The organism is Kitasatospora aureofaciens (assembly GCF_019192735.1).
In the GTDB taxonomy this organism is placed as follows: domain Bacteria; phylum Actinomycetota; class Actinomycetes; order Streptomycetales; family Streptomycetaceae; genus Kitasatospora; species Kitasatospora aureofaciens_A.
Window position 1 is genome coordinate 1 of sequence record NZ_JAHTKP010000190.1, and the last position, 857, is coordinate 857.

Annotated in this window: 1 protein-coding gene and 1 pseudogene; both read left to right on the plus strand. The window is 65.0% G+C overall.

Annotated elements, in window-relative coordinates; all coding sequences use genetic code 11:
* Window positions 1-270: 270 nt before the first annotated feature.
* Window positions 271-417: a hypothetical protein gene (locus tag KV557_RS41940; protein WP_218207381.1), complete on the plus strand. Its 147-nt coding sequence runs from the start codon at window positions 271-273 to the stop codon at window positions 415-417.
* 88 nt (window positions 418-505) lie between these two features.
* Window positions 506-727, plus strand: a pseudogene (locus KV557_RS43950) (transposase); the annotation flags it as partial.
* Window positions 728-857: the final 130 nt, after the last annotated feature.

Consider the following 857-nt stretch of genomic DNA (forward strand, 5'->3'; position numbering starts at 1 on the left):
CCCTCAACCTCATCCGCCTCCACTCCTGGTGGAACGGCCACCCCCTCGACCGAGTCAGCCACAGCCACCTCGCCAGACTCCAACTATCCCTAGCTGCATAGCAGTTGGAATTAGCCACCAAGATCCTGCTCCTGCCGAGAACCTCATCCGGCCTGGTGGGAGGCAGGGTGCACAAGTGCCGACCTCGCCAGTCGGGTAGGCGCTCTGGCAGAGCCGACGAGCTCCGCGACATGATGATCGACCGCGCTGCTACGACTGGCGTACCTGGGTGTGACGAACGCGTTCGCGTTGCTGCGGCTGCTGCCAATGAGCGACCACGAGAAGGACATGGAGCTCCTGGCCCTGCGCCATCAGATCACCGTACTGGAACAGCAGCTGAGCTTGACGTTTAACCTCGCAGGTCACCCGACCTGCTGATCTGCGGTTCTTCCCGAGACAGCGGAGACGGCCGTTCTCCACGCTTCGAGATGTCGAGTCACGAAGCGCGAGAGAACGGCCGCTGCCCATGAGTCTCCCCGTCGACGCGCCCGCAGGCCAGGCATTGGCTCTCTTGTCCCGCTTTCGGGTTGAGTTCTACGAATGCCTCTACGCCCGCTCGGACGCACTCTTCGAGCTCACCGACGCGGTGCTGTGCGCGGACGGGCCGGTGAAGACCCTGGTCGAGCTGTCGCTCGCGGTCGAGCACCGGCGCGGGCACGGCGCCCTGTACGCCGCGCTGGACCGGGGCTGGCTAGGGCGCGTATTCGGTCGTGATCAGTGGGTCCGGGTGAGGTCCTTGATCCAGATCATCGCGCCACGGAGGTGGAGGCCGGCGAGGTAGCTTTCCGGGGTCTTGTCATACCGGGTGGCGATGCCTC